General features: G+C 74.4%; 20 protein-coding genes. 9 read left to right on the top strand and 11 right to left on the bottom strand.

The features are described 5' to 3' along the window. Window positions 1-219 precede the first annotated feature (219 nt). From ACZ6Z8_RS15925 to ACZ6Z8_RS15910, 4 genes are all read left to right on the top strand, one after another. The gene (locus ACZ6Z8_RS15925; protein ID WP_465610069.1) at window positions 220-2,010 is read left to right on the top strand and encodes an ATP-binding protein; all 1,791 of its coding nucleotides are present in this window, start codon (window positions 220-222) and stop codon (window positions 2,008-2,010) included. Then, window positions 2,007-2,729, top strand: a complete 723-nt coding sequence (locus ACZ6Z8_RS15920) for a response regulator (RefSeq protein WP_465610067.1) — start codon at window positions 2,007-2,009, stop codon at window positions 2,727-2,729. Before ACZ6Z8_RS15925 ends, ACZ6Z8_RS15920 begins: the two co-directional genes overlap by 4 nt. Before the next feature lie 242 nt (window positions 2,730-2,971). Further along, window positions 2,972-4,375: a diaminobutyrate--2-oxoglutarate transaminase gene (locus ACZ6Z8_RS15915; RefSeq protein WP_465610065.1), complete on the top strand. Its 1,404-nt coding sequence runs from the start codon at window positions 2,972-2,974 to the stop codon at window positions 4,373-4,375. Continuing rightward, window positions 4,372-5,889 (top strand): pyridoxal phosphate-dependent decarboxylase family protein, encoded by a 1,518-nt coding sequence (locus ACZ6Z8_RS15910; protein ID WP_465610063.1) that lies wholly within the window; start codon window positions 4,372-4,374, stop codon window positions 5,887-5,889. The genes ACZ6Z8_RS15915 and ACZ6Z8_RS15910 overlap by 4 nt, the downstream gene beginning before the upstream one ends. Before the next feature lie 81 nt (window positions 5,890-5,970). Here the strand turns inward: ACZ6Z8_RS15910 and ACZ6Z8_RS15905 are convergent, their stop codons facing one another. The 10 genes from ACZ6Z8_RS15905 to ACZ6Z8_RS15860 all read right to left on the bottom strand — a co-directional run bounded on the left by ACZ6Z8_RS15905 (window position 5,971) and on the right by ACZ6Z8_RS15860 (window position 18,114). Further along, window positions 5,971-6,768, bottom strand: coding sequence for an inositol monophosphatase family protein (locus tag ACZ6Z8_RS15905; protein ID WP_465610540.1), 798 nt, complete (start codon window positions 6,766-6,768; stop codon window positions 5,971-5,973). A 182-nt stretch (window positions 6,769-6,950) separates the two neighbouring features. Further along, complete coding sequence (locus tag ACZ6Z8_RS15900) at window positions 6,951-8,213, bottom strand: type III PLP-dependent enzyme (protein ID WP_465610061.1); 1,263 nt, start codon at window positions 8,211-8,213, stop codon at window positions 6,951-6,953. Then, window positions 8,210-9,961 (bottom strand): IucA/IucC family protein, encoded by a 1,752-nt coding sequence (locus ACZ6Z8_RS15895; protein ID WP_465610059.1) that lies wholly within the window; start codon window positions 9,959-9,961, stop codon window positions 8,210-8,212. The genes ACZ6Z8_RS15900 and ACZ6Z8_RS15895 overlap by 4 nt, the downstream gene beginning before the upstream one ends. After that, window positions 9,958-11,145, bottom strand: coding sequence for an MFS transporter (locus ACZ6Z8_RS15890; protein WP_465610057.1), 1,188 nt, complete (start codon window positions 11,143-11,145; stop codon window positions 9,958-9,960). Before ACZ6Z8_RS15890 ends, ACZ6Z8_RS15895 begins: the two co-directional genes overlap by 4 nt. Further along, on the bottom strand, window positions 11,142-12,848 hold the full coding sequence (locus tag ACZ6Z8_RS15885) for an IucA/IucC family protein (protein WP_465610055.1): 1,707 nt from the start codon (window positions 12,846-12,848) through the stop codon (window positions 11,142-11,144). Before ACZ6Z8_RS15885 ends, ACZ6Z8_RS15890 begins: the two co-directional genes overlap by 4 nt. Then, entirely contained in the window at window positions 12,845-14,044 is a 1,200-nt protein-coding gene (locus ACZ6Z8_RS15880) for an ATP-grasp domain-containing protein (RefSeq protein ID WP_465610053.1), read from the bottom strand. Before ACZ6Z8_RS15880 ends, ACZ6Z8_RS15885 begins: the two co-directional genes overlap by 4 nt. 132 nt (window positions 14,045-14,176) lie before the next feature. Beyond that, the gene (locus tag ACZ6Z8_RS15875; protein ID WP_465610051.1) at window positions 14,177-15,175 is read right to left on the bottom strand and encodes an ABC transporter substrate-binding protein; all 999 of its coding nucleotides are present in this window, start codon (window positions 15,173-15,175) and stop codon (window positions 14,177-14,179) included. Between the two features lie 46 nt (window positions 15,176-15,221). Next, on the bottom strand, window positions 15,222-16,064 hold the full coding sequence (locus tag ACZ6Z8_RS15870; RefSeq protein WP_465610049.1) for an ABC transporter ATP-binding protein: 843 nt from the start codon (window positions 16,062-16,064) through the stop codon (window positions 15,222-15,224). After that, entirely contained in the window at window positions 16,064-17,077 is a 1,014-nt protein-coding gene (locus ACZ6Z8_RS15865) for a FecCD family ABC transporter permease (protein ID WP_465610538.1), read from the bottom strand. Before ACZ6Z8_RS15865 ends, ACZ6Z8_RS15870 begins: the two co-directional genes overlap by 1 nt. A gap of 71 nt (window positions 17,078-17,148) precedes the next feature. Next, window positions 17,149-18,114, bottom strand: a complete 966-nt coding sequence (locus tag ACZ6Z8_RS15860; RefSeq protein WP_465610536.1) for a FecCD family ABC transporter permease — start codon at window positions 18,112-18,114, stop codon at window positions 17,149-17,151. 231 nt (window positions 18,115-18,345) lie between these two features. On the opposite strand from ACZ6Z8_RS15860, the gene ACZ6Z8_RS15855 reads away from it, so the two are divergent. After that, the gene (locus tag ACZ6Z8_RS15855) at window positions 18,346-19,230 is read left to right on the top strand and encodes an iron-sulfur protein (RefSeq protein ID WP_465610047.1); all 885 of its coding nucleotides are present in this window, start codon (window positions 18,346-18,348) and stop codon (window positions 19,228-19,230) included. A gap of 45 nt (window positions 19,231-19,275) precedes the next feature. Here ACZ6Z8_RS15855 and ACZ6Z8_RS15850 read toward each other — a convergent pair whose 3' ends face one another. Then, window positions 19,276-19,659, bottom strand: a complete 384-nt coding sequence (locus ACZ6Z8_RS15850) for a DUF6191 domain-containing protein (RefSeq protein WP_465610045.1) — start codon at window positions 19,657-19,659, stop codon at window positions 19,276-19,278. Between the two features lie 93 nt (window positions 19,660-19,752). Between ACZ6Z8_RS15850 and ACZ6Z8_RS15845 the strand changes: the two genes are divergently transcribed. The 4 genes from ACZ6Z8_RS15845 (at window position 19,753) to ACZ6Z8_RS15830 (ending at window position 24,009) form a co-directional block, all read left to right on the top strand. Then, complete coding sequence (locus ACZ6Z8_RS15845) at window positions 19,753-20,514, top strand: dienelactone hydrolase family protein (protein ID WP_465610043.1); 762 nt, start codon at window positions 19,753-19,755, stop codon at window positions 20,512-20,514. A gap of 244 nt (window positions 20,515-20,758) precedes the next feature. Next, window positions 20,759-21,682 carry an alpha/beta fold hydrolase gene (locus ACZ6Z8_RS15840; protein ID WP_465610041.1) on the top strand — a complete coding sequence of 308 codons (924 nt, stop codon included), beginning with the start codon at window positions 20,759-20,761 and terminating at the stop codon, window positions 21,680-21,682. Between the two features lie 84 nt (window positions 21,683-21,766). Continuing rightward, window positions 21,767-23,743 carry a serine/threonine-protein kinase gene (locus tag ACZ6Z8_RS15835; protein ID WP_465610039.1) on the top strand — a complete coding sequence of 659 codons (1,977 nt, stop codon included), beginning with the start codon at window positions 21,767-21,769 and terminating at the stop codon, window positions 23,741-23,743. After that, a complete protein-coding gene (locus ACZ6Z8_RS15830; protein ID WP_465610037.1) occupies window positions 23,743-24,009 on the top strand; it encodes a glutaredoxin domain-containing protein in 267 nt (88 codons plus the stop codon). The genes ACZ6Z8_RS15835 and ACZ6Z8_RS15830 overlap by 1 nt, the downstream gene beginning before the upstream one ends. Window positions 24,010-24,349: the final 340 nt, after the last annotated feature.

The raw sequence follows: 24,349 nt of genomic DNA, 5'->3' as shown, positions 1-24,349 counted from the left end.
TCCTTCGCCCTGCAGTCCTGGTGGCCCCGGGTGGTGGGCCGCTCCGACTATGGGCTTCGGGCGTGACGGAGGTCACGTTTGCGTTCATAGAGTTCACGGTGCGACGGGAACGGCCAGGGGCCCTGCGGACGCGGGTCGCCCCCGGCGGGCGCGGTCCGGCCCATGCGCACGCGGTCCGACCCCTGGGGGTGGCCCGGGCCGTGGTGCACACTGGCAGGCATGTCCGTGAGCACCGCCCCCACCCGCTCGCGTCACCGGTGGTTCCCCCTGCCGCACCGGCTGGTCCGCAGCCTGGCCGGGCAGCTGTTCGTCGTCCAGGTGGTCATCGTCGCCGCCGTGGTCGCGGGCGGCGCGGTGCTCGCGTACCTGTTCACCGCCGACCGCACCGAGGACGCGGCCCGCCGCGAGGTCACCTCGGTCGCCCACGCCGTCGCCGACTCGCCGACCGTGCGCTCGGCCGTCGGCGGACCCGACCCGACCGCGGTGCTCCAGCCGTACGTCGAGCAGGTGCGCCAGGACGCCGGGGTCTCCTTCATCACCGTCATGGACACCGACGGGGTGCGCTGGACCCACCCGCTGCCCGAGCAGATCGGCAAGCCGTACCGCGGGCACATCGACTGGGCGCTGGCCGGCCGGACCCGCAGCGAGACGTACACCGGCACCCTCGGCCCGTCCGTGCGGGTGGTCACGCCGGTGTGGGACGACCGGCACCGGGTGGTCGCGCTGGTCAGCGTGGGGCTGACCCTGGAGTCGATCTCCGCCCAGCTGAGCGGGCCGCTGCTCGCCCTGGTCGGGGTCGCGGTGGGTGCCCTGGCGCTCGGCGGGGCGGGCACCTACCTCGCCAACTCCCGGCTGCGCCGGCACACCCACGGCATGGGGCCGGACGAGCTCAGCCACCTCTACGAGTACCACCAGGCGACCCTGCACTCGGTGCGCGAGGGGCTGATCCTGCTCGACCGGGCACACCGGGTGGTGCTGTGCAACGACGCCGCCCGCGAACTGCTCGGGCTGGAGGGGGAGTTGGACGGACGCCCGGTGGGCGCTCTGGGGCTGCCGGAGGCGCTGGTCGCGGCCGTGCTCGGCGAGGTGCCGGTACGGGACGAGGTCCACCTGACCGCCGAGCGGGTCGTGGTGGTCAACACCTCCACCATCGGTACCGGCCTCGGTCGGGTGGTGACCCTTCGCGACCACACCGAACTGCAGTCGCTCAGCGGCGAGTTGGACTCGGTGCGCGGCTTCACCGAGGCGCTCGGCGCTCAGGCGCACGAGGCCGCCAACCGGCTGCACGCCGTCGTCTCGCTGATCGAACTCGGACGCCACGAGCAGGCGGTGGAGTTCGCCACCGCCGAACTCGCCCTCGCCCAGCAGCTCACCGACCGGGTGGTCGCCGCGGTCAGCGAGCCGGTGCTGGCCGCGCTGCTGCTCGGCAAGGCGGCCCAGGCCGCCGAGCGGGGCGTGGAGCTGACCCTCACCGAGGACAGCCGGATCGACGACGGCGTGCTGCCGCCCGGGCTCGCCCCCCGCGACCTGATCACCGTCCTCGGCAACCTGATCGACAACGCGGTGGACGCCGCGATCGCCGGGTCCGCGCAGAGCCCGGTCGCCCCGGAGGTCACCGTCACCGCGCGGATCGAGGACCCGCGGGACGGCGGCGGCGACGGTGCCGGCAGTGCCGGCGGTGGCGGTGGCGGTGCCGTCGGCGGCGATGGCGGTGACAGCGGTGACGGTGGTGACGGCGGAGGAGGCGGCGGCTGGGACGGCGCCTGCCTGCTGCTGCGGGTCGCCGACACCGGGGCGGGCATCGACCCCTCCGCCGTCGAGGACGTGTTCCGGCGCGGCTGGAGCACCAAGCAGGACGGCCGCGGGCACGGCCTCGGGCTGGCGCTGGTCGCCCAGGCCGCCCGGCGCAACGGCGGCACCGTCGAGGTCGGGCGCGAGCGCGGCGCGGTGCTCACCGTACGGCTGCCGCTGGCCGGACGGGTGCGGGAGCGCGAAGGGGCCCCGGCGTGACCGGCGCCGCCGAAGGGGCCCGCAGCGGGATCTCCGTCCTGGTCGTGGAGGACGACCCGGTGGCCGCCGCCGCGCACACCCTGTACGTCGAGCGCGAGCCCGGCTTCCACGCCGTCGGCACCGTCCACAGCTGCGCGGACGCGCTGCGCTTCCTGGAGCGGGCGCGCGGCGCCGGAGCGCCCGTCGACCTCACCCTGCTCGACCTCTACCTGCCGGACGGTCACGGCCTCCAGCTGTGCCGCACGCTGCGCGCCGCCGGGCACGGTACCGACGTCATCGCGGTGACCTCGGCGCGTGACCTCGCCATGGTCCGGCAGGCGGTCTCGGCGGGGGTCGTCCAGTACCTGCTGAAACCGTTCAGCGCGGCGGCCCTGCACGACCGGCTGGAGCGCTACGCCCGCTACCGGGACAGCCTCGGGCGCACCGGGGAGGCGACCGGACAGGACGAGGTCGACCAGGCGCTGGCCCTGCTCCGCACGCCCGAGCGCAGTTCGCTGCCCAAGGGACTGAGCGCGCCCACCCTGGACACCGTCGCCTCGGTGCTGCGGGAGGCTTCGACCGGGCTGTCGGCGGCGGCCGCCGGTGCCGCCGCCGGGGTGTCCCGGATCACCGCGCGGCGCTACCTGGAACACCTGGTGGACACCGGACGGGCGGTGCGCGAGCCGCAGTACGGGAGCGTGGGGCGGCCGGAGCTCTGCTACCGGTGGAAGGGGCGGTGACGTCCCGGCCCACCCCGGCGGATCCGGTCGGAAGTAGTCGGCAGTGGCCGGTGGTGGTCGGGGGCAGTCGAGGGCGGTCGGGCGCGTGACTTTTCGACGGGTCGGTCGTTGGGCTGGCCGGGGCGGCGCAGGCGGCACCGGGGGAGGTTCACTCGCTCGGGTGGTTCTGGGTGCCCCGAGAACGTTCCGCCAGGTCAAGGGCGATAAAGTTAGGCTTACCTAACTTCTTTTGGGGGTTCGCCTTGTCGCTCGCCGCCGTACCCTCCCCGGCCGCCTCCGGGGCCACCGCCAGCGCGGCCCCGCCCTCCCGTGACGCCATCCTGCGCCGACAACGCGTCCGCGAGTCCGCCGCCCGGACGTACGCCCGCTCCTTCCCGATCGTCCCGGTCCGGGCCCACGGCATGACCGTCGAGGGCGCCGACGGGCGCCGCTACCTGGACTGCCTCTCCGGCGCCGGGACGCTCGCCCTCGGCCACAACCACCCCGTCGTGCTGGAGGCGATCCGCCGCACCCTCGACAGCGGCGCCCCGCTGCACCTGCTCGACCTCGCCACCGCCGAGAAGGACGACTTCACCAGCGCGCTGTTCGAGAGCCTGCCCGCCGAGTTCGCCGCCCGCGCCCGGGTGCACTTCTGCGGACCGGCCGGCACGGACGCCGTCGAGGCCGCGCTCAAACTGATGCAGACCGCCACCGGACGGTCCGGTGCGCTCGCGTTCACCGGCGCCTACCACGGCATGACCGCGGGCGCCCTCGCGCTCACCGGCAACGTCGCCGTCAAGGAGCCGCTGCCCGGCGGCGGCGAGGTGGTCCGGCTGCCCTACCCGTACGGCTACCGCTGCCCGTTCGGTGTCGGCGGCGAGACGGGCGCCGAACTCGGCGCGACCTACGTGGAACGGCTGCTGGACGACCCCTCGGGCGGTGTGGTGCCGCCCGCCGCGATGATTCTGGAGGCCGTCCAGGGCGAGGGCGGCGTCGTCCCTGCACCGGACGGCTGGCTGCGCGAGATGCGCCGGATCACCGCCGAACGCGGCATCCCGCTGATCGTGGACGAGGTGCAGACCGGCGTCGGGCGCACCGGCGCGATGTGGGCCGTCGAGCACAGCGGGATCGTCCCGGACGCGATGGTGCTCTCCAAGGCCATCGGCGGCAGCCTTCCGCTCGCCGTCGTCGTCTACCGCGAGGACTACGACGGCTGGCGGCCCGGTGCCCACACCGGCACCTTCCGCGGCAACACCCTCGCCATGGCCGCCGGTGCCGCCACCCTGCGGTACGTCGCCGCGCACGGACTGGCCGAGCGGGCCGCCGTGGCGGGCGCCCGGATGACCGCCCGGCTGCGCGAACTCGCCGCGGAACTGCCGGCGATCGGCGACGTCCGCGGGCGGGGGCTGATGATCGGCGTCGAACTGGTGGACCCGGCCGCCGAAGCCGATGCCTGCGGCGCCCGGCCGGCCGATCCGGCGCTCGCCGTACGGGTCCGGGAAGCCTGCCTGGCGCGCGGGCTGATCGTCGAACTCGGCGGGCGGCACGATGCGGTACTGCGGCTGCTGCCGCCGCTCACCATCACCGACGAGCAGGTCACCGCGGTGCTGGAGCGGCTGGCGGACGCGATCGCGGCGGCCTCGGCGTCCGCCCGGGGTGGCGCATGACCGCCGACGTGTCCGGGCCGCTGCCCGAACTACCGGGAGAGGAAGTCCCGTTGGACGCGCTCGCGGGCGGCGCCGACGGCCCCGGGGCGCTCGGACCGCTGCTGGCCACCGTCCTCGACGCGCTGGAGACCGGCACCGCGCTGCGCTCCGGACCGCTGCCCGCCGGGAGCCCGGCCGAGATCGCCGCCCTGGTCGCGGACGGGCTGTCCGGAACCAGCGGGCGCGGCGCGCTGGCCCGGCTCACCGAACTGCTCGCCTACGGCGCGGCCGACCCGGCCGACCCGGCCTGTGCCGCCCACCTGCACTGCCCGCCCCTCGCCGTCGCGGCCGCCGCCGACCTCGCCGTCAGCGCGCTCAACCCCTCCCAGGACTCCTGGGACCAGGCCCCCGCCGCGACGGCCCTGGAGACGGCGCTGATCGCCGAACTCGCCGCACTGGTCGGCTACGACCCGGCCCGCGCGGCCGGGGTGCTCACCTCCGGCGGTACCGAGTCCAACCTGATGGGCCTGATGCTGGCGCGGGACCAGAAGCTCGACGGCATCGTGGAACTGGACGGGATCCCGCCGGGCGTACGGCCGTGCGTCCTCGCCTCGGAGGCCGCGCACTTCTCCGTCCAACGTTCGGCCGCCCTGCTCGGCCTCGGCGAACGAGCCGTGGTCGCCGTCCCCGTCGACCGCCAACTCCGGATGCGGCCCGAGGAGTTGGAGCGATCACTGGCCGAGGTCAGCTGGGCCGGGCGGACCCCGGTCGCCGTCGTCGCCACCGCCGGGACCACCGACACCGGCGCGATCGACCCGCTGGACGCCGCCGCCGACCTGGCCGGACGCTACGGCGCCTGGCTGCACGTCGACGCCGCGTACGGCGGCGGCGCACTGCTCTCCGACCGGCTCGCCCCGCTGCTCGACGGCATCGCCCGCGCCGACTCGGTCTCCCTCGACTGGCACAAGCTCGGCTGGCAGCCGTCGGCCGCCGGAGTCTTCCTGGTCCGCCGGACGGAGACGTACGTCTCGCTCGCCCGGCGCGCCGAGTACCTCAACCCGGTCGACGACGAGCAGGCCGGCTACCCCAGCCTGCTCGGCCGCTCGCTGCGCACCACCCGGCGGGCCGACGCGTTCAAACTCGCCGTCACCCTGCGCACCCTCGGCCGGGAGGGGCTCGGCCGGCTGGTGGACACCTGCCACGAACTGGCGCTGGCCGCGGCCGCCGGCGTCCGCGCCGAACCCTCGCTGGAACTGCACGCCGAGCCGGTCCTCACCGCACTGCTGTTCCGCTACCGGCCGCCCGGGCTGACGGACGAGGCCGCCGTGGACGAGCTCAACGGGCAGTTGCGCCGACTGCTGCTGCGCACCGGGCGCGCGGTGGTCGGGCGTACCGAGCTGCCGGGGGAGGGGCCGGGGCGGGTGCGGCTGAAGCTCACGCTGCTCAATCCGCACACGACGGTGGGAGAGGTGGGCGCGCTGCTGCGGGAGGTGGTCGGGGCGGGGCGCAAGGTCGCCGGGGAGCGGGCGGGGTAGGGGCGCGCGGCCTCAGGGCGCGGGGCGGGGTGCGGGCCTCAGGGCGCGGGGCGTGGGCAGGGGCGCGGCCGCGGGGAGGGATCAGGCGTTCAGCAGGATGCCTCGGGTGCGTTCCCAGGTGTCGGCGTCGGCTGCGACCAGCAGGCCGTCCTCGCAGCCGGGGGCCTCGGGCTGGTAGGGGGTGCCGTCCAGGCGGGCCGCGACGCCGCCGGCCTCGGTGAGCAGCAGCGATCCCGGGGCGTGGTCCCAGGGGAGGGTGCGCCAGTAGAAGATGAAGTCGGTCCGGCCCTCGACGACGTCCGGGTACTCGATCCCGGCGGCGCTGCGGCCGGGGGAGATCTCGCCGAAGGCGGAGCAGCCGGACTCCAGACGGCGGCGGTCGTCCGGGGCGAGGAAGCGGCTCTTCAGGATGCCGGTGAGCTTCCCGGCGTCGGCCGGTGCCGGCGGGCGGGAGAGGCGTTCGCCGTCGCGCCAGGCCCCGGAGCCCAGTTCGGCGCGGTAGCCGATCGCGGTCGCGGGCTGCCAGATCCACGAGGCGACCGTCCGGCCGGTGCGGACCAGGGAGCACATCACGGCGTAGTCGGGCCGGCCGGCGACGAAGTTGGAGGTGCCGTCCACCGGGTCGACCAGCCAGACGGCGGGCTCGTCGTGGATGGCCTCGGCGAGCGACGGCTCGGCGGCCACCGCCTCCTCGCCGACCACCGGGACGGGGAGCAGTTCGTGCAGGCGGCGGGCGATGATCGCCTCGGCCTCGCGGTCGGCGATGGTCACGACCTCGCCGGGCGCCTTCTCCATCACTTCGCCGGCGGCCAACGCCCGGAAACGCGGCTCCACCGCCTGGGCCGAAGCCTCGGCGAGTATCTCCGCCACCTTGTCCATCAGCACGTTCGCGCTCCCTTCGCCGGTTACCACTTTCGCACGAGTGCGCGAACGGGGTGTCGGCGGACAGGGGGTCGTTGGACGGGCGACGGAAAACAGGTTTTAGATGACAGCTGACAGATGACGAATTCTGTCAGCTGAAATCTGTTTGTTGTCATCTGAAACCTGTCAGCTGTTCGCCGTCAGCCGCCCAGGTAGTGGAATCCCGGGCGGGGGTGCATCAGGAACTCGTGGTGCGAGATGTTCCACGCGTACGCGCCCGCCATCGCGAACAGCACCCGGTCCGCCGCCCGCAGGCCGGCCGCATTGCTCGCCGCCCGGGCGAGCACGTCCTTCGGGGTGCACAGCTGCCCGGCCAGGGTGGCCCGGCCGGTGCCGACGGCGGGGCGGGCCCAGGGGTGCGGCCAGGCGTCCACCGGGAGCACCGCGAAGGGCTGGGAGTGCCCGCGGGTCGCGGGGGTGCGCAGGTGGTGGGTGCCGCCGCGGACCACCGCGAAGTCCTCGCCGTGGCTCCGCTTCACGTCCAGCACCTCGGTGGCGTACCAGCCGCAGTACGCGGTCAGGGCGCGGCCCGGCTCGATCCTCAGGGTGAGCCCGGGGCGGGCGTCGAGGAGCTCGGCGAGGCCCTTGCCGAAGGCCGTCCAGTCGAAGCGCCGCGCCGGGTCGTCGTAGTCCACCGCCATGCCGCCGCCGATGTTGACCTCGGCGAGCGGGAAGCCGGTCCGCTCGGCGAGCTCGGCCGACCAGGTGACGATCTGCTCGGCGACCGCCAGCTGCTCCGCCGCCGCCAGCCCGCTGGCCAGGTGGGCGTGCACCCCGCGCAGGCGCAGTCGCCGGCCGAGCGGGCCGCCGCCGGTGAGCAGCCGGACGCACTCCTCGGCCTGCTCCGGGTCGAGCCCGAACGGGGTCGGCCGTCCGCCCATGGCCAGCGGCACCGCGTCCAGGGCGTCGGTCGCCACCGGCAGGTTGACCCGCAGCAGCACGTCCACCACAGCCCCCGGCCGCTCCGCCAGTACGGCGGCCAGCCGGTGCAGCTCCTGCTCGCTCTCGACGTGCCATCGGTGCACCCCCGCGTCCACGGCGGCGGCGATCTCGGCCGGGGTCTTGCCCGGCCCGCCGAAGGCCAGCGGCGCGTCCGGAACGGCGGCCCGCACGTGCGCCAACTCCCCGCCGCTGGACACCTCGTAGCCGTCGACGGCGTCGCGCAACGCGGTCAGCAGCGGCGCCTCCGGATTGGCCTTGGCGGCGTAGTACAGCTCGACCCGCTCGGGCAGTGCGGCCCGTACGGCGGTGGCGTGCTCCCGCAGTGCGGCCAAGTCATAGACATAGGCGGGAAGTTCCTCGGCAGCGAGCGAGGCGACATGGCGGTGGACGGGGCTGTCGAGGGTGCTGTCGGCGGTGCTGTTCTCGGTGCTCTTCACGGTGCTCTTCACGGTGGTGGTCATCGGGTGGTGCTCCCGGCGGGACGGTGGGCGGTCATGCGGGCGGCCTCGGCGAGCACCGAGCCGGCCAGCGGGGACGGCAGTCGGACGTAGCCGGCCTCGCGGTCGGCCCTGCGCTCCCAGCGGGTCAGCAGGTTGGCCTTGGCCGGCAGCGGGACGCCGGCCAGCAGCGCCCGCAGGCGGGGCGGGCGGCCGTGCGCGGCGGCGTACTCCTCCAGGACGTCCCGGACGGTCTGCCAGAGCGCGCACTCCAGGTCGGGGTGGCGGTCGGCGAGGGCGGCGAGCAGTTCGGCGACGTGGTTGACCAGCAGGCAGTAGACCACCCGGTCCCAGCCGCGCTCGGCGTCGTACGTCATCGGGCCGGCCACCTCGGGCGGCAGGGCGGCCAGGATGTCGGCGTTCCGCTCCGGGACGAGCTTGGTGCCTTCGAGGTCGCGGAAGAGCACCTGCGCCGGACGGCCCTCGGCGTCCACACCGATCAGCACGTTCTGCAGGTGCGGCTCCAGCACCACACCGTGGTCGAAGTAGGCGGCCAGCACGGGCGGGAGGAGCAGTCGCAGGTACTGGCGCCACCAGTCGAGCGCCGCCGTGCCGTCCGAACCCCCGGCCAGCAGACGGGAGATGTGCGCAGAACTGGTCGGGTGCTCGTCGGCGACGGCAGCGGCGAGCAGCGGGGTCACGCCGGGCCGCAGCAGGCCGCCGAACCCCTCGCGCAGGATCAGGCCGAAGCCCTCGTACAGCGCCCGGTCGGGGTGGCCGTCGGGGCCGGGCAGGGCGAGGGTGCGGAAGGCGGGCTCGCGCAGCATCGCCGCCCCGGGGAAGCGCCGGGCGAGGTCGGTGAGCGCGGGGTCGAGCAGCCGGGTGAGCGCGACGGCCCCGGTGAGTTCGTAGGCGGCGTTCTTGCGCAGGCAGTTGGTGATGCGGACGTTGAGGCTGAACTTGAGGAAGGCGTCCGCGCCGTACAGGGTGCGCACCGAGGCGGTGGCAGTGAAGTCCTCGCCGCGCGGGCCGAGGTCGAGGACGTCGCCGCGGGCCAGAGCGGCGCGCAACAGCGGGTGGTCGCCGATGAGTTGGTACTGCCAGGGGTGGGCGGGCAGCAGCCGGTAGCCGTCCGGCACGTCGCCGAGGCCGTCGAGTACGGTACCGGCGGCCCCGTCCACGGACTCCTCGGCCAGCAGCTCGGCGCGGACGGCGAGGTGGCGCAGCGGGAAGGCCGCACGGGACTCGGGCGCGTAGTCGCGCCAGTCACCACGGGCGGCGGAGCGGGACTTGGGGGCCGGGTGGAAGCGGTGCCCGAACAGCAGGGCCTGCTCGGACTCCAGGTAGCGGTCCGGCCCGGCGGCCGGACGTTCGGCCAGGCCCGCGCCGACGCCGTGGTGGCTGGAGGCCACCTGGTCGAGGAATTCCTCGTTCACCGTACCGGTGCGCAGCTCCAGTTCGTCCTGGGCGTACCCGGCCAGTTCGCGCCAGCCCAACTCACGCCAGCCGTCCGGGGTTTCCTCGTGCACCGGGCCGGTGAAACGGTGTGCGCCGAGCAGTGAGGTGCGGCGCAGGGCGACCCGCAGCAGGGTGCCGCGGCGCGGCAGGCGCAGCAGCAGCCGGCCGTCGTCGACGGCGGTCTGGTGCTCGGGTGCGGAGACTTCGCGCAGCAGGCAGTTGAGCAGGGTGTGGGCCACCGCCTCGTCGGCGCCGGGAAGTTCGGCGTTCGTGTCGGGCGCGGCGGCGGGGAGGGTGGCGGGCCGGGCGGTCATCGGGGGCTCCTACGGGTCAGGAGGGCGAGCAGGGCGGCGGCCAGTGCGGCGACGGTGCCGGTGACCACCGGGGCGGCCGGGCCGCCGCTGCCGTTGGCGAGTGCGGCGGCGAGTCCGGCGGCGACGGCACCGCACTTGGAGACGGTTTCGCGGGTGCCGAACATCCGGCCGGGTGCGCGGCCGCGGGCGGCTTCGGCGGCGAGGACGGCGAGGCAGACCAGGCCGAGGGTCATGCCAAGTCCGAGCACCGCCCGGGTGAGGGCGAAGGTGAGCAGGGAGTGGGCCGGGGCGTGGCCGGCCAGTCCGACGGCGACCAGGACGAAGCCCACGGCCAGTCCGGTCCGGGGGCGCGCCTCGACGGCGGTGTGCACCCGCCCGGCGCCCACCAGGTAGACCAGGTGCGGCAGCGCGAACAGCAGGCCCGCGACGGTGCCGTTGACGCCCGGCAGCCGCTGCTGGACCAGGGTGATCAGGTACGGGAAGGAGATGATGGTGGCGAAGACGAAGGCGAACTCGAAGGTGTAGAGCAGCCTGAGCGGGCCCGGCGGCGCGGCCTCGGGGGTGTCACCGTCGGTTCGGGCGGTGGCCGGACGGTCCGGCTCCGGCAGGAAGGTGAGCAGCACGGCGGCGGTCAGCGGCAGCACGGCCAGCACCAGGTACTGCCGGTGCGGGTCGATCCACGGCGACAACGCGCCGACCATGATCGGTGCCGCGACCAGGGCGGCCCGGGCGCTGCCCTGCATCAGCGTCAGCGCCCTGGACAGTTGGGAGCCGTCCAGGGCCGCCGCGAGGTAGCCGTTGGTGGCGGAGAAGGTGCCGCCGAGGAAGCCCTGGAGGACCAGCGCGACGGTGAAGGCGGGCAGGCTGTCGGCGGCCCCGGCGAGCAGGAAGGAGACGGTGAGGCCGAGTTGGGCGCGCAGCAGCAGCCGCTTCTGGCCGAAGCGGTCGGCCAGCCGGCCCCACAGCGGCGCGCCGAGGGCGGTGAAGACGGTCGGCACGATGTAGAGCAGGCCGGCCCAGTGCCCGTCGTGGTCGCCGAGGCCGGGGAGGATCTCGGTCAGGTAGGGCGGCAGGCCGAGGGCGGCGAAGGAGGCGACGAAGTAGCAGGCCGCCACCGCGTGCACCTGGCGCCGGTCCAGTCCGACCGCTTCGGCCGGGCGCGCCACTGGCTCCACTGTCGTCATGAACGGTCCCCCGGCAGCAGGTAGTTGGGGCCGTCGGTGTAGTGCTTGTTGATGTCGGCGGCGCCGCTGCGCTCCTTGCTCAGCAGGGTGCCGGCGCTCACCATGGCCTTGACCGGCAGCCGTTCGGCGTCCAGCAGGTCGGTGCGCAGCGGCCGCCCGGCCTCGCCGAGGCGGTCGATGGCCTCGGCGAGGGTGCTGCGCAGCAGCTCCAGGCTCCGCTCCAGCGGTACCCGGCCATGCGCGGCGAGGCCGAAGGCGAGCGAGGCGGTGCACAGGTGGCCGGTGATGGTGGTGAACAGGTCGGTGAGCGCGCGGTCCCGGTCGCCGAGGATCCGCGGGTCGCGGAACTCGGCCGCCAGTGGAGCCAGTTCGCCGATCCTGGCGGTGTTGATCCGCGGGCCGTCGTTGTCCTTGTAGAGCAGCCGCAGGCCGGAGCCGTCGAGGACGAGCGAGGTGTTCTGCTGGTGCGACTCCAGGGCGATGCCGTGGCCGAACAGGGTGGTCTGCCAGTCGACCAGCAGCCGCAGCAGATCCTCGTACAGGGCGAGGACGGAGCCGCGGTGGAAGCGGTCGGCCAGGTGGTCGATCACCAGCCGCCCGTCGGGGGCCTCGGCGAGCAGGGCCGCCAGCGGCACGGTGACGGCGCCGTCCAGGCCGGCCGGGTAGCGGCGCAGCAGGACGGCGAGCAGCTCGTCACCGGCGTGGGCGTAACGCTGCTCGTCGGCGTGCAGCACCCGGCCGGTGAAGCGCGGTTCGCGGGCGACCACGGCCTCCACCAGGCGCTGTCCGACCGCTCCGTTGACGAGCGTGACCGGCTTGATGGTGCGCCGGTTGCGCAGGCCCAGGGTCGCGGTGGCCAGGGGCAGTTTGAGGTGGCAGGCCGGGTCCTCGGCGACGGCGACGGTGCGCATGGACAGCGTCGGCAGCACGTCGAGGTACGGCTCGGGGGCGAGCACCGCGCCGGGGGCGATCCGGTCGAAGTCCTCCGCCGCGGTGAGCGGATGGACCGGAACGGTCAGGAACTCGCCGGGTACGCCGAGCCGTTCGGCGCTCGGCCACCAGGCCGGCAGCGGGCCGTCGCCGCGTACGGTCAGGAGCCCGGCCGGGACTGCGAGCCAGCGCAGCTTGAAGGTGGGGTGGAACTCCGGCGCGTAGGAGCGCAGTTGCGCCTCGGTGAGGCCGGAGCGGCCGCGGGCGGTCGGGTACACCGGGTGGTCCAGGAAGGCGGCCAGCGCCTCGAAGCCGAGGGAGGCGCGCGGACCGGTCCAGTCGGCCACGTCCTTGCCGTAGCGCTCGGCGAGTTCGGTGTGCACCTCGGGCAGCACCCGGTCGTGGAGCTCCATGGTGGCGAGGGTCTGCCGGCACTCCTCGGCGAAGGCCAGGTGGCCCGGGCGGTCCAGCGGATCGGCGCGGTCGGCCAGGTGGGCGAGGACGGCGGGCAGGTCGGTGAGGCGGGTGCCGTTCACCTCCAACTCCGGTAGCCGGGCGGCGTGGTCGGCCTGGAAGCCCTCGGGGGTGACGGGGAGGGCGAGGGTGCCGTCGCTCAGCCAGGGGCCGTCGGGCCGCTGCTCCAGGACGCCGTTGGCCCGCAGGCCCAGCACGTCCTCGCGCAGCAGTGCGGACAGGACCCGCAGGGTCAGTCGGTCGGCGGCGGTTCCGTCGACGGGCGCGTTGCCGGGGGCGGCGGCCTTGATCGGGGTCATGAGGCGATCTCCCAGCGGTTGGCGGCGATGAACTCGGCCACGGCGGAGTCCACCGCGCCCTGGTCCGGGCCGACCGCCCAGACGATGCCCAGGTAGTCGCGGTTGGTGCGGTAGAGCTCGTGGCGGGCGCCGAGTTCGCGCACCGGGCGGTAGGAGAGCACGACGCCGTCGGGCCGCCGCTCGAAGCGGGGCTCGGGGGCGGCGGTCAGGGTGCCGGCCTTTTCGGCGCAGACGCGCTCGTGGCGGGCCCGCTGGTCGGCGCGTGCGCCGAGGTCGGCGGGCAGCGGCTCGCCGAGGTGGGTGCGCAGCACCAGCTCGAAGTAGGGGATCCGGAGGATCTCGGCGAGCATCAGGTCGCACTGGTCGCCGATGGCGCGGTAGTTGACCTCGATGATGCGGGCGCGGCCGTCCGGCTGGAGGACGAACTCGGTGTGGCAGGCGCCGAGTCCGACGCCGAGGGCGTCGAGCTGGTCGAGCACCTGGTCGACCACCGGCCGCGGGTGTGCCGGGACGAAGGTCAGCACTTCCTCGATGAAGTCCGGGGGCGGGGAGAGCCGGGTGCGGAAGCCGCCGAGGACGTGCCGGTCGCGGCCGTCGCCGAGGGTCTCCAGGGTGCACAGCTCGCCGTCCAGGAACTCCTCGACCACCAGGGTGGCGCCGGGGCGTCGGCGCTGGATCTCCTCCACCCGCCGGGCGAGTTCGGCGGCGTCGGCGACCAGGGTGACGTCCTCGCTGGCGACGCCCTCGCGGGGCTTGACGATGCACGGGTACGGCGGGGTGAGGCCGGTCGGGTCCTGCCCGGGGGCCAGTTCGGCGGACCAGACCCGGTCCAGCCCGCACTCGGCGAGGTGGCGGCGCAGCTCGCCCTTGTTCTTCGCCCGCAGGGCGGCCTTCCAGTCCTTGCCTGGCAGGCCGAAGTACTCGGCGACCAGCGCGGTCTGGGTCTGCAGGTGGTCGCTGTTGCTGAACACCGCGTCGGGTGTCCGGCGTTGGGATATCAGCCCGATCACCTCGCGGAAGTCCTGGACGTCGCACTCCACCACCTCGCACGCCAACCCAGCTTCGGCATAGGCGCGTTGGTGGGCTTCGACGTGGTCGGTGAGGACGGTGACGTCGAGCCCGAGCCGGGCGGCGGCGGGCAGGAAACCGAGGGTGACCGAGTCGGTGGGGTTGAGGGCGAGCAGGTAGAGCCGCATGGGAGTGTCCTTGGGGGCGGGGTTGACGGACGAAGGACGGCGAACAGATGACAGAAGACGGATGACAGATTTCGAAATCTGTTATCTGTCATCTGTTCGCCGTCGGTTGTCAGGTGTCAGTCGTTCGTCGTGCTACTTGGGCGCGTCCACGCCCGTGGCCTTCGCGATGTCGACGAGCATCGCGTCCGCGGCCTGGACGCCGATGCCGGACATCCAGGTCTCGTCCGGCACGGTGAAGACCTTGTTCTCCTTGACGGCGTTCAGGCCCTGCCAGACCGGGGTCTGCTGGACCTCGCTCTCCTTGGTCTTGGACGGGTCGTCGGCCGTGGTGACGAACACCAGGTCGGCGTCGGCCTGGTTGATCTGCTCCGCGCTGACCTCGACGATGTTCTTGTCCACGTCCTGCGAGGCCGGGCGGGCCAGGCCCACGTCCTTGAGCACCACGCCGCTGTAGGAGGCCTTGGCGTACAGGCGGGTCGGGCCGGCCACGAAGCGGACCACCGAGGCGGTCGGCATCTTCCCGGCGTACTTCGCCTTGATCTCCTCGCCCAGCTTGTGCGCCCGCTCCTCGTAGTCGGCCAGCGCCTTCTTCGCCTCGTCCTCCTTGCCGAGCGCCTGGGCGTACAGCGCCAGGTTCTCCTTCCACGGGAAGCCGGTGGTCTCGGCCAGCACGGTCGGCGCGATCGCGTTCAGCTGGTCGTACACCTTGGCGTGCCGGACCTTGGAGGACAGGATCAGGTCGGGCTTGAGGGAGGCGATCAGCTCCAGGTTCGGCTCGTTCATCGGGCCGACGTCCTTGGTGTCCTTGATCTTGTCCTTGAGGTAGTTCGGGAACCCGCCCTCGGTCTTCATGTGCGGTGACACCGCGCCGACCGGCGTGATGCCGAGCAGCGTGACGTCGTCCAGCTCACCGCTGTCCAGCACCACCACGCGCTTGGGCTGCGACTTGATCTGGGCCGTCCCGGCGGCGTGCTTGACGCTTCGCGGGAACCCGGCGGCGGTGCCCGCCGAGGCGCCGGAGGACGCGGAGTCGCCGCCCGACGCGGTGGTGTCCCCGTTGCTGCCGCAGGCGGCGAGGAGCGTGGCGGAGAGGGTGACGGCGAGGACGGCGACGGGGAGTCGGCGGTTCATCGGGGTTCCTTGGATCTGGGTCGAACGGGGGGACGGGGGAGGAAGTTCAGGCGGGAACGGCGGTCGAGGAGGGAGAGGCCCCCGCGGTGCGGACGCGCGCTCGCGGCACGACCAGCGGCGTCCCGGTCTCCGGGTCGGGCACCACCCGGCACGGCACACCGAACACGGACTCCACCAGATCGGCCGTCAGCACCTCGGCGGGCGGACCGGCCGCGGCGAGCCGCCCGTCCTTGAGCACGACCAGGTGGTCGGCGTACCGGGCGGCCTGCCCGAGGTCGTGCAGCACCATGACGACGGTGCGCCCGGCCTCGGCGTGCAGGTCGGCGACCAGGTCGAGCACGTCGAGCTGGTGCCGCAGGTCGAGGAAGGTGGTCGGTTCGTCGAGCAGCAGCAGGTCGGTCTCCTGGGCGAGCGCGAGCGCGATCCACACCCGCTGGCGCTGCCCGCCGGACAGCCGGTCGACCTGCCGGTCGCGCAGTTCGGCGGTGCCGGTCCGGGCCAGTGCCTCCTCGACCGCCGCCTGGTCGGCCCTGGACCACGGGCTGAGCATCCGCTGGTGCGGGTAACGCCCGAGTCGCACCAGCGCCTCGACGGTGACGGCCTCGGGCGTGACCGGCTGCTGCGGCAGCAGGCCCATCCGCTTGGCGAGCGTTCGGGCGGGCATCCGGTGGATGTCGGCGCCGTCCAGGGTGACGGTGCCGGCGGCCGGGTCGAGCAGCCGGACGAGGCCGCGCAGCAGGGTCGACTTGCCGCAGGCGTTCGGTCCCACGATCGCGGTGACGGCGCCGCCGGGCAGTTCGAGGTCGAGCCCTTCGACGATGGTGCGGTCGCCGTAGCGCAGCCCGAGGCCGCGGGCGGCGAGCCGGTTGACGTCGGTGGCGCTGGTCATCAGTTGCTCCTCTGGGGAAGCCGGCCCTGGCGGATCATCAGCACCAGGAGCCAGGGCGCGCCGAGGGTGGCGGTGACGGCACCGACCGGCAGGCCGTGGACGGGGATCACGTGGAGCACGAGGAGGTCGGCCGAGAGCAGCAGCACGGCGCCGGTGAGCGCGGTGAGCCCGAGCGTGCCGAGGGTGGGCGGCCCGGCGAGGAGCCGGACCAGGTGGGGGACGGCGAGCGCGACGAAGGCGACCGGCCCGGTGAGGGCGGCGGCCAGCGAGGCGAGCGTGATGGTGAGCAGCAGCAGCCGGAGCCGGTCCCGGGCGGGGTCGAGGCCGAGGCCGCCGGCCGAGTCGTCGCCGAGGTCGAGGACGGCGAGCCGCCGCTGGCAGAGCAGCAGGGCCGCGGCGGTCAGCGCGATGGCGGTGCCGCCGATCCACACCTCGGTCCAGTTGCGTCCGTACAGCGAGCCGGTGGTCCACTGCATCGCGGAGGAGGCCAGCTCGGCGGGGAACCGTACGATCATCAGGTTGACGGCGGCGGCCAGGCCCTGCTGGACCGCCAGGCCGACCAGCACCAGCCGGGTGACGGCCATCTTCGAGCGCCAGGCGAAGCCGCCGAGCAGCAGCGCGGCGAGCAGCCCGCCGCCGACCGCGGCGAGCGGGATCAGCTGCTGCGAGGCGCCGGTGGCGAGCATCAGCACCGCGCCGAACGAGGCGCCGCCGGTGATGCCGATGGTGTCGGGGGCGGCCAGCGGGTTGCGGAAGAGCCGCTGCAGCATCGACCCGGCCATCGCCAGTCCGGCGCCCGCGATCAGCGCGGACACCACGCGCGGCGCCCGGAACTGCTGCACCACCAGGACGTGGCCGGGCTCGCCCTGGCCGAACAGGGCGCGCAGCGCGTCCCAGGCGGAGATGCTCACCTGGCCGGTGCCGAGGGCGACGCCGGTGAGCAGCACCAGCAGTGCGAGGGCGAGCAGCGACCAGGCGGCGGTCCGGGCCCGGCGGCGGGCGATCGCGCCCATCGGCGCGGTCGGGGCGGCCGGTGCGGTGGGCGTCGTCGGGGTCGTCGGGGTGGTCGGGGTGGTCGGCGCGGTCACTTGGCCACCTTCCGGGCCAGCACGGCGAGCAGCGGAGCGCCGAGGAAGGCGGTCACGATGCCGACCTCGATCTCGGAGGGCTGCACCACGAGCCGGCCGAGCACGTCGGCGGCGAGCAGCAGCAGCGGCCCGGTGATCAGACAGCCGGGCAGCAGCCAGCGGTGGTCGTTGCCGAGCAGCGGACGGACCAGGTGGGGCGCCGCCAGTCCGATGAACGCCACAGGTCCGGAGACGGCGACCGCGCTGCCCGCGAGCAGGACCACGGCCAGTCCGCCGACCACCCGGATCCGGGCCACCGGTACGCCCAGGGCCTGGGCGGTCTCGTCGCCCAGCGCCAGCGCGTTGAGCGCGGGGGAGATCGTGAAGGCGGCCACCAGGCCGAGCGCCAGGAACGGCAGCACCGGGGTGAGGGTGTCCAGGTGCCGCCCCGCGATCGAGCCGGCCAGCCAGAACCGGGCCTCGTCCAGGGTGCGGTGACTGGCCAGCATCAGCGCGGAGGTCCAGGAGGTGAGCACCACGGTGAGCACGGTGCCGCCGAGCGCGAGCCGGACCGGGTCGAGGTCACCGCCGCGCCGGGACATCGCGTACGCGGCGACCGCGGCGACGGCGGCTCCGGCGAGGGCGAACCAGATGTACTCGGCGGGGCGGGAGAGGCCCAGCGTGTAGATCGCGGCGACCACGGCGAGGCTCGCGCCGGAGTTGATGCCGAGGGTGATCGGTGACGCCAGCGGGTTGCGGGTGACGCCCTGGGCGACCGCCCCGGCGACGCCGAGCGCGGCCCCGACGGCCAGCCCGATGAGTGTGCGCGGGACCCGAAGGCCCGTCACCACGTCGGCGTCGCCGCCGTGGACGGTGCCGGTGAGGGCGTCGACGACGGTGGACAGCGGGACGGATCGGGAGCCCAGCGCCAGGCTCAGGGCGGCGCACAGCACGAGCACGCCGGCACCGGCGACCAGCAGCAGGGGCCGCTGGACCGCCGAGGAACGAGGCGTGGCCGGAGCGGTGGTGGCCGGCGGATCGGTTCTCAACACGAGTCGATATCTTAGGTTAGGTTTACCTAAGTTCGTCAAGGCGGGTCCGGCGGCCGAGCGAGGTGGCCCGTTCGCGCGGAAGGGTGGTTGGTGCACCCCTTGGGGCATTGTAAGGTGAGCCTCACCTTAATCGATCACTCGGAGTCGATCTCGGGAGCGCCGATGGTCCCCGGAACACCCCTGCCCGTCCTCTCCCGGAGGCGGTCCGTCGCTCTGGCCGGCGACTACGAGCGGCTGCGCGGGCTCTGTCCGGCGCTCCGACTGCGGCTGCTCGACCCCGCCGAACCCGACCCGTCGACCGCCGACGACTGGTGGTCCGGAGCCCAACTCGCCACCGACGAAAGGGCCCTGGCCGCTGCCCTGGCCGGCGAGGAGTCCCGGATCGCCGCCGAGCACGGCCGCGCGCCGCGCCCCCACGTCACCGCCTCCCGACTGCTCCACCACTACGTCTGGTCCGTCTGCCTGCTCATCGCCGGCCCCTGGCACCTCAACCGGCGGGTCCCCGCCCTGGACCCCGGCGACCTCTGGCTGCACGCCCCCACCGGCGAACTGGCGCTGCGTCCGCGCGGCCACGTCACCCGCCCCGGCGACGACGAGCTGCGCGCCGAACTCCGGGCCGCCCTGGTCGCCCACCTCGAACCGGTGCTCGCCGCCTTCGCGGGGCCGACCCGGCGCCGCGACCGGGCGCTCTGGGGCATGGTGACCGACGACCTCGCCTCCGCCGTCTGGTACCTCGGCCGGATGCTCGACGCCCGGGGCGGCGCGTCCGTCGGGGCAGGGGACGGCACAGTCGCCGAGGGCCGGGCCGTTGAGGGGCAGGCCGTCGAGGAGGACGCCGCCGTCAGCGCCGCAGGGGCCCTGCTGCCCGGGGGCACCCAGCCGCTGCCCGGCGCCGCCGACTTCCGCCGGCTGCGCACCCCGGACGGCCGCGACCACCACACCCGCACCCGGCTCGGCTGCTGCCTCTACTACGCCGTCAAGCCCGAGGCCCTCGCCTGCCTGACCTGCCCGCGCACCGGCGACGAGGAGCGGCTGCGGAGGCTCTGACGAGCGGTCATGTTCTGGCGGGCGCTCCCTTCCTGGGCCCGCTTCCTAGGCCCGCGCGTTCCCACTGCCCCCGGCGCCCCCCTCGCCCCCGCTGTTCCCCTCGCTCCCGCTGTTCCCCTCGCCCCCGCCGGCCCCGTCGCGCCGCAGCACCGCCACGCCCCGCTCCAGGTCCACCCCGAAGTGCGGCGGCGCCCCGGCCCGGGTGTCGTCCCGGCGCGCCGCCTGTTCCCGTCGCTGCTCCACCTGGATCCGCTTGCCCGGGCTGAACAGCGCATGCAGTTCGTCCAGTCCACCGCCGCCGCCCACTCCGACCCCGGGCGCGCGTTCGCGACGGCGCGGCGAGGACTCCGACCGGACCTGCCAACTCGCCAGCACCACCAGCCCGATCACCGCCGCGACCACGCACCCGACACCCACGATGAACCCCATGTCCAGTCCAACGCCGAACGGTCGCACGGGCGTTCCCCGGTGTTCGGGCCCACCGGCTAGGCTGCCCACGGACGCTAAGGAGAGCTCTCACCCATGACCGTGCGTGGAACCCTCGTGGACATCCCGACGGCGGACGGCACCGCCGACGCCTACCTCGCCCACCCCGACGACGGCCGCCCCCACCCCGGCGTGCTGCTGTACCAGGACGCCTTCGGCCTCCGGCCCCACCTGAAGGCCATGGCCGACCGGATCGCCGAGGCCGGGTACACCGTCCTCGTTCCCAACGCCTACTACCGCAAGGGCCGCGCGCCACTGGTCGAACTGCCCGAGCTGATCGACGTCGAGCAGTGCGCCGAGATCTACGCCCAGCTCGGCCCGCTGCTCGCCACCGCCGCCGCGCCGGACGTGGCCGCCCGCGACGCGGACGCGTACCTGGCCTGGTTCGACGGCTCCCCGCTGGTCCAGGACGGCCCGATCGGCGTCACCGGCTACTGCCTCGGCGCCTTCCTCGGCCTGCGCACCGCCATCAGCCACCCGGACCGGGTCGCCGCCGTGGCCTGCTTCCACGGCGGCCACCTCGCCACGGACCGTCCGGACAGTCCGCACCTGGACGCCCGACGGATCACCGCCGAGGTGTACTTCGGCCACGCCGACCAGGACGACGCGATGCCGCCCGAGCAGGTCGCCCGGCTGAACGAGGCCCTGACCGCGGCCGGGGTCCGCCACAGGGCCGAGGTGTACGAGGGCGCCGCGCACGGCTTCACCCAGGCCGACACCACCCGCTACGACGCGGTCGGCGACGCCCGGCACTGGGCGGCCCTGTTCGACCTGCTGAAGCGCACCCTCTCCGCGTAACCCCGGCCGCAGCAAGGGATGTTGGACCCCGATCCACCGGCCGTAGAGTGGGGCCGGGCCCGCGGGCGCCGTCCCGGGGGTGCCGGGAGGGCGACGCGCTCGCCCGGTTGCCCGGTCGCCCGGTCGCCCGGTCGCCCGGTCGCCCGGTCGTCCGGGCGCCGGAACGACCGGGCGCCGGAACGACCGGGTGTCCGGTCGCACCGGAGCGACGGGCCCGTCGACGCGGCCACGGGGGGAGCAGCACATGCCGGACAAGGAGAACAGCCGGACCGGCCGCGCGCCCGGCGGCGTACGGGCGCTCATCGCCGAGGCACTGGCCGAGCGCACTCCCGGTGGGGTGCGGCCGGGTGAACTCCACCGCGACGGAAGGCCGTTGCGCTGGGTGGAGACGGGCCCGAGCGTGGGACTGCCGATCGTCCTGGTCGCGGGCTGCGGCGAGTGCTCGCTCACCTGGGCCCCGCTGCTGCCCGAACTCGCCGAGTTCGGCCGGGCCGTGGCGTACGACCGGGCCGGGCTCGGCGCCAGCGCACCCGGCCGCGCCCCGCGCCCGACACTGGACGCGCAGGTCGAGGACCTGGCCGCCCTGGTCCGGTACCTGGACGCCGGACCGGCCGTACTGGTGGGGCACAGCTGGGGCGGTCAGCTGGTCCAACTCCTCGCCCGGCAACGGCCGGAGCTGGTGGCCGGACTGGTTCTGGTGGACCCGGCGCACGAGGAGTTCCGCCCGCGCGCCATCGCGCTCGCCGAGGCCGCGCTGCTCCGGCTCTCGCTGCTCCGGACGGCACTGGCTCCCGCCGCCCCCGATCCGGGCGACGCCCTGGCCCGGGCCAGGGCGGCCGCCGTCGCCCGTCCCCACCAGCGGCGGGCCGTGCTCGCCGAGCACCGGCTGACCGCTCTCTCGGGCCCGGTGCTGCGCCGTCGGCGCGCCGCCGCCCCGCTGCCCGGAGTGCCGGTCACCGTGCTGAGTGCGACCGAGGGCCTGCCCCGCGCCCTGCGCGCCCGGTTCACCGCCGCGCAGGCGAGGATCGCGGCCGGTGCCGCCGGGGCCGTCCACACCGTGGTGCCCGGCGCCGGCCACTACATCCACGCCGACCGGCCGGACGTGGTCGCCGCGGCCGTCCGGGAGGTGTCCGACCCCGCCCGAATCGCCCGGAACGCCGGAGATTGAGGCCCAACCCCCGTCCGTACAGCACCTGCTGGACCCGCGGCACGCTCTGGCACACTGTGTGCCGACGACCCGGCGGGGAGGGTCATGACACCTGGGGGCGGGCGGATGAGCAGCGCGGGCACTGTGCTCGGCGGACGGTACACGCTGGTCGAGAAGATCGGCGGCGGGGGGATGGGCGCGGTCTGGCGGGCCGATGACGAGGTGCTGGCGCGACCGGTCGCCGTCAAGATCCTGCGTGCGGACCTGTTCGAGGACGACACCTCCGTCCAGCGCTTCCGTCGTGAGGCCCAGCTGGTCGCCGCGATCGACCACCCCGGCATCGTGGACGTGCACGACTACGGCGAGAGCGGCGGCGGGAGCGGAAGCGGCGGCGACGCCGGCGGTGACGGCGGCGGTGACGGCGACGAGCGCTGCGCGTACATCGTGATGGACCTGATCGAGGGCCGTCCGCTGGACCGGGTGCTCAAGGAGGACGGCCCGATGAGCGCCGAGCGCGCCCTCGGCCTGCTCGCCGACGCCCTGGACGCCCTGCACGCCGCCCACCGGCGCGGGATCGTGCACCGCGACATCAAGCCCTCCAACCTGATGGTGCGCGAGGACGGCGGGGTGGTCATCACCGATTTCGGCATCGCCCGGGCCGTCGCCAGCACCAAGCTCACCGCGCCGTACGCGATCATCGGCACCGCGGCCTACATGTCCCCCGAGCAGGCCTCGGGGGAGACCACCGGCCCGGCCTCCGACCTCTACTCGATCGGGGTGGTCTGCTACGAGCTGCTGGCCGGCCAGGTCCCGTACCTGGGGGAGGGGCCGCTGCAGGTCGCGCTCAAGCACGTCAACCAGCCGGTGCCCGAACTGCCGGAGACCTTCCCGGCGGCGGTGCGTGCGCTGGTCGCCACCGCGCTGGCCAAGCGGCCCGAGGACCGCTTCGAGAGCGCCGCCGGGATGGCGGCGGCGGCCCGCGTGGCGATCGGCCTGCCGGGGGCGCCGCGGCGGGCGGCGGACAGCGGGACGATCGACCTGCGGCCGGGGGCGGGCGCGGCGGCCGGGGCCCCGGGGGCTCCGGGCACGCCCGAACAGCTCGTGAAGGTGGACCCGCAGGCGGACACCGAGCCGGGCGGACGCCGCTCGCGCCGCACCCTGCTGCTGCCGGTCGTCGTCCCGGTCGTCATCTCCCTGGGCACGGCGACCGCGCTGCTGATCGACCGCAGCCCCGGCGACTCCGGCGCGGCGGCGCCGCCCGCCGCCCAGCCGACCGTGGTGGTGACCGTTCCGGCGACCCCGGGCGCCACCAGCCCGGCCGCCACCACCCCCGCGTCCGCACAGCCGACGGACACCCCGTCGGGCACCCCGGCCGCCGACCAGCCGTCAGGCGGCCAATCGCCCGTACCGGTAGTACCGGCCCAGGGCGGAAACAGCGGGAATGGCGGGAACGGCGGGAACGGCGCGGTCCAGGGCCACGGCGGCGGGGGCTCGAACGGCGGGTCCTCGGGCGGCTCGAACGGTGGCCCCTCGGGTGGGCAGGCCAACCAGCCCGCGGGCGGGGGCGGCGCGGCGAACCAGCCGCCGGCCAAGCCCGGCAACTCCACCTCTCCGGGCGGTACTTCCGGCGGACCGTCCTCCGGTGGCAACCCGCCCGCCCCGCAGACCCCGCCCCGTCCGGCCTCCTGCGGTGGCGCCAGCTGGGCCCGCATCGTCAGCGTCAAGGACGGCCGCCCGATCGGGATGCGCAACGACAACCTGAACGGCGACAACCCGATCGTCGTCGGCGGTGCCGACCAGTACGGCTGGGTGCGCTCGACCGATCCCGGCAGCTGGATCCTGTTCAACGCCTGCAACAACGGCGGCCCGCAGCTCGTGCAGACCATGGACGGCAAGGTCGTGCTGAGCAACGGGTTCAGCTTCCTGACCAGGTGGACGGTCCGCAACGGCAGCACCGCGGGCTCGTACACGCTGGCCGACTACCAGAACCAGTCCTGCATGACCGACAACGGGCCCGGCAACGAGATCACCATGGTCGCGTGCACACCCGGAAACACTGCCCAGGAATGGCGGTTCCAGTAATGACCCGGAACGACGGCGTGGTGCTCTACTGGCGCCCCCTGTGCTCCTACTGCATGAAGCTGCGCTTCGGCCTGCTCTTCACCCGGCTCCGCTACAGCCGGCGCTTCACCCGGGTGAACATCTGGAAGGACCCGGACGCCGCCGCCTTCGTCCGCTCGGTCGCCGACGGCAACGAGACTGTCCCGACGGTGACCGTGGCCGGCCGTCCGATGGTGAACCCCTCGCTCCGCCAACTGCTGGACGCCGCAGGGAAGTACGCCGAGTAAGCGGCCGTTCACCGGGCGGGCGGCGCTATCAGACCGCCGCCCGCCGGGCAAGGGTGGCCGGTGGCGGGACCTCGCCAACCGGGCGTCAAGGGTGTGTGTGGAAACTTCTACAGAGATGTAAAAGTCGATCGGTCGGTGATCGATTCCGATCGGCGGACCGGCGCCCATCGGTTGATCGGCCGTCAGTGCAGGCGGTCGGCCCTGGTTCGACCGGGAACCCCGTGCAAAGCGCTGCGGATTGCCCCGATTTGACCACCACTTGAATTCCTTTACCTTCTGGCGGGACCTGGCCAATAACTGAGGCAGACCTGTCAATTCACCTGCTGGATTGTCATGCTTC

Source organism: Kitasatospora sp. NPDC101108, from assembly GCF_055584725.1.
The sequence above is the reverse complement of the archived record's forward strand: the minus strand, read 5'-3'. Positions and strand labels throughout refer to the sequence as shown.